Genomic DNA, 3,335 nt, shown 5'->3' with positions numbered 1-3,335 from the left:
ATATTGTTGAATGCGCAGTGGATGGCAAAAATTCCCAGGCTGCCCTATGTGAATCTAAAAAAATTGATGGTTTTCCCAGTTGGGAGATTAATGGGAAACTTGATTCTGGCGTAAAACGCCTTAATCAATTAGCAGATCTCAGTGGTTTCCAAGGCCCCCGTTCTTTTTAAATATTTCTCGCTTGCATTACAGCCCCACGGCTGCAGTGCGAAGATTTTCCCCGCGTTTTTGCAAGCTGTGGCATTGCCAATAGGGCAACGGCAATGGTGCATCACGGCGGAAATGTCCGCCTCTGCTTTCTGTTCGGAAGGCCGCAGCCTGCAACAACAGCCGGCTCACTAAATTACGTTGGCGTTGATCCCAAAGCAGTTCAAATTTTTCTTGTTGTTTTGCGCTAACGCTATAAAGTTGCCCAGGCTTTTGAGCTAGAAAAGGTTTTAATTTTGCATCTAAATCTAAAAGATTTTGCAGCCCTTTAGCCTGCTTTTCTGCTTCCCTAAGGCTGCTGCCCCAGCGTTCAACCCCTGCCACTTGCCAGCAGAGTTGTTGTAGCTTTTTGCTGGCAAGCTGCGCTGTAATAGTTAAATTCGAATCGCATTGCCAATCAAGCGATTCAACGTTGTTATCTGAATTTGGGTTTGCTGCTGCGTTTATAGCAATAGGAGTTAAATCTTTCAATTGCCGTGCCATCACTAAACATTCGCTTAATGAATTACTTGCTAAGCGATTCGCACCATGAATTCCGCTGCTCGCCACCTCCCCTACGGCATATAAACCTTGAACCGATGTGGCTGCTTTTAAATCGGTAGCTACTCCCCCCATCCAGTAGTGGGCGGCCGGCGCCACCGGTAAAGGCTTATCCAAAGGTTCCAAGCCGAGCTGTTGGCAGCGCTTAATAATCATTGGAAATTGCTGCTGCAGCTTTGTTTTTCCCACGGGTTGTAGATCTAGCCATAGCCGCTGCGCCTTACTGCGTTTCATCTCCCGCACCATTGCTCGGCTCAATTGATCCCGCGGCAGCATTTCACTGGCATGGGCTCCGAGTGCTTCTCCATTGCTTTGCAATAAACGAGCCCCTTCCCCCCTGAGGGCCTCCGTTAAAAGGAAATGGGGCGCCCCGGGGTGCATCAAGGCGGTGGGATGAAATTGCACAAATTCAAGATCCCGCAGCACCGCCCCGGCTTCCCAGGCCATTGCCACCCCATCGCCTCTAGCTGTGCTGGGATTTGTGGTGTTTGCAAAAAGATCACCGCCACCACCGGTTGCTAGCACCACAGCTCCAGCCTGAAGCCATCCCAGCTGAGCGCCAAACAACAGCTGCAAGCCGCAACAACGGTTTGATTCAAGCCATAGCTGTAATACAAGGCCCCCTTGCAACCAGCAAACATTGGTCTGCTGCCTTACCCGTTGTTCGAGTAATTCCACCAGGGCGCGCCCTGTTTGATCTTGGGCGTGAAGCACCCGTCTTCTGCTGTGGGCAGCTTCCAAGGTGGTGCTTAATTGACTGCCATCTCGATCTAATGGGAGGCCAAGCTGCAACAGACGCTCAACGCAGTTTGGCGCTTCTTGTACCAGTAAATCCACCGCCGCCGGTTCGCATAAACCTGCACCTGCCTCAAGAGTGTCTGCTCGGTGCAGATGTGGGCTGTCGTCGTGGCCCACCGCTGCGGCAAGGCCTCCTTGGGCCCAGCGGCTGGCAGAACGCAGTTCACTATCGCGGCATAGCAGCAGCACCTTCAGGGCTTTTGGTAATTCCAAAGCAGCCATTAGGCCAGCTGCCCCTCCCCCCACTACCACCACATCCCAGGGGGCGAGGAAGGGATTAATGCTGGAAGATTGAGGGGAAGAAGCGATCAGCGGTATTGCCCGTCGTTGATGCGATCAAATCCTTCATTTAGGGCAATTTCAGGCTGGGTAACAGTGAAATTGGAGCGATATTTTTCAAATAATTCCTTTTGGCGCTCGCTTAGATCAAGTTTCAGCACATCATCAACTTCTTGATAGGGGCCACCCACAACGATCTTTCCAGCAAGGGTGGGATACATGCCTGGAAATTGCTGAAAGCGCCTTACTGAGGAGTTATTTAGATCCACCTTGCCTTGGGCTTGGGCGATTTTGTCGTCGGCCAGATTGCGCAGCTCATCGGCTTGAGCTGGCTGGGGCATGGCAATCCAAAGCCCAACAAAAAGCAGCGCGCTGCAAAGTAAAGAAGCAAGCCAACGGTTGAGCCTGGTCATGCGGGGCTGTGGCAGGTATAAGCAGCAACGTTACATAGTCTTTTGCATGCAAACCCTAAAAAAGAGGTTGCCATTTGCAGATCTTTAAACCAAGCCGCTGAATTGGGGAATCAAAAGAGCTAACCCTAAGAAAATTCCATCCACCACCAAAGTGGTGGCAAGGCAAGCAGCAACAAGCCTGCAACCTGCTCCCTTGCGCCACAACCAACGGCTTGTAAGCAGCATTGCCGCAGCAAAAATTACAACCACTGAAAAGTGAGCTGGTTCTATTACAAGTGCCGCTGCTTGAGCTAGCAATTGTCTTGCCTGTTCGGGTTCTGCGGCTAGCACCTCAGGCCAAAGCGGCATCACCCCACAAATAGCCATAGCTGCGTCGGTGCAGGCAGTGCCGATTAGTGCGCCTAAGTAGAACTGGCCGGCGATACGCCAGGGGCCCCAGAGCCCTGCAACAGCAATCGGTAGCGCAAATGCTTCCACCGGTAAATGCCAGAGGGGATGCAGCCTGAGCCAACCCCAAAACAAACAGCCCGCCAGCCAGCTGCCGCTAAAACCCACTAATAAGTTGCCCCAGCTGTTCCTTTTGCTTATCCCAACAGCCAGTAATACAAATGTGAATAAAACAGCGAGCATCGGTTGCTGCCGCACTAATGGAGCCTGCACAAACACAGGCAGGGTTACCAATAAAGCCGCCAGCAGCGGTAGAGAAGGCTGCTTTTGAACTGGGATATGAAACTGCTTTGGCAGCCAAAGAATTTCGCTAGCAACAGGCAGCGCTTGGGTTATTAACGTTGAGCCGGAGCGCGCCAACAAACGGTTTACAAAGTTTCGTAACCTTAAGGCTAAAAGCATTCAAGCTGCAGCAGCCGTAAGGTGCCGCTGCTAAATCTTTTTCAAAAAGTGGAACCCAGCCAATCCCTATCGCTTCTCGAGGCCTGCTGGCGCACCTTGGTGCTTGGGGTGGTGCAGGGCCTCACCGAATTTTTGCCGATTAGCAGCACTGCCCATTTAAAAGTGGTGCCTGTTTTGCTTGGTTGGGGTGATCCTGGAGTTGCGGTAACGGCTGTGATTCAGTTGGGCAGCATCATCGCGGTGATTGCC

The 3,335-nt window shown here is 51.8% G+C and carries 4 protein-coding genes and 1 pseudogene; 2 read left to right on the top strand and 3 right to left on the bottom strand.

Annotation, left to right across the window (positions count from 1 at the left end; translation table 11 throughout):
* A pseudogene (locus KB557_RS10000) lies at positions 1 to 170 on the top strand (thioredoxin); the annotation flags it as partial.
* Positions 171 to 186: 16 nt separating this feature from the next.
* Here KB557_RS10000 and nadB read toward each other — a convergent pair.
* The 3 genes from nadB to KB557_RS09985 form a co-directional block, all read right to left on the bottom strand.
* Positions 187 to 1,791 (bottom strand): L-aspartate oxidase, encoded by a 1,605-nt coding sequence (gene nadB, locus KB557_RS09995; protein WP_315856222.1) that lies wholly within the window; start codon positions 1,789 to 1,791, stop codon positions 187 to 189.
* Positions 1,792 to 1,853: 62 nt separating this feature from the next.
* Positions 1,854 to 2,237 (bottom strand): photosystem II complex extrinsic protein PsbU, encoded by a 384-nt coding sequence (gene psbU, locus KB557_RS09990; protein ID WP_255133803.1) that lies wholly within the window; start codon positions 2,235 to 2,237, stop codon positions 1,854 to 1,856.
* A gap of 84 nt (positions 2,238 to 2,321) precedes the next feature.
* A complete protein-coding gene (locus KB557_RS09985; protein ID WP_255133802.1) occupies positions 2,322 to 3,086 on the bottom strand; it encodes a DUF3120 domain-containing protein in 765 nt (254 codons plus the stop codon).
* A gap of 21 nt (positions 3,087 to 3,107) precedes the next feature.
* Between KB557_RS09985 and KB557_RS09980 the strand changes: the two genes are divergently transcribed.
* On the top strand, positions 3,108 to 3,335 hold a 228-nt coding region (locus KB557_RS09980), incomplete at its 3' end, for an undecaprenyl-diphosphate phosphatase (protein ID WP_399218975.1).

It is taken from the genome of Synechococcus sp. Cruz CV12-2-Slac-r (genome assembly GCF_024346075.1).
In the GTDB taxonomy this organism is placed as follows: domain Bacteria; phylum Cyanobacteriota; class Cyanobacteriia; order PCC-6307; family Cyanobiaceae; genus Synechococcus_D.
Note: the sequence above shows the minus strand (reverse complement) of the source record. Positions and strands in the feature narration are given on the sequence as shown.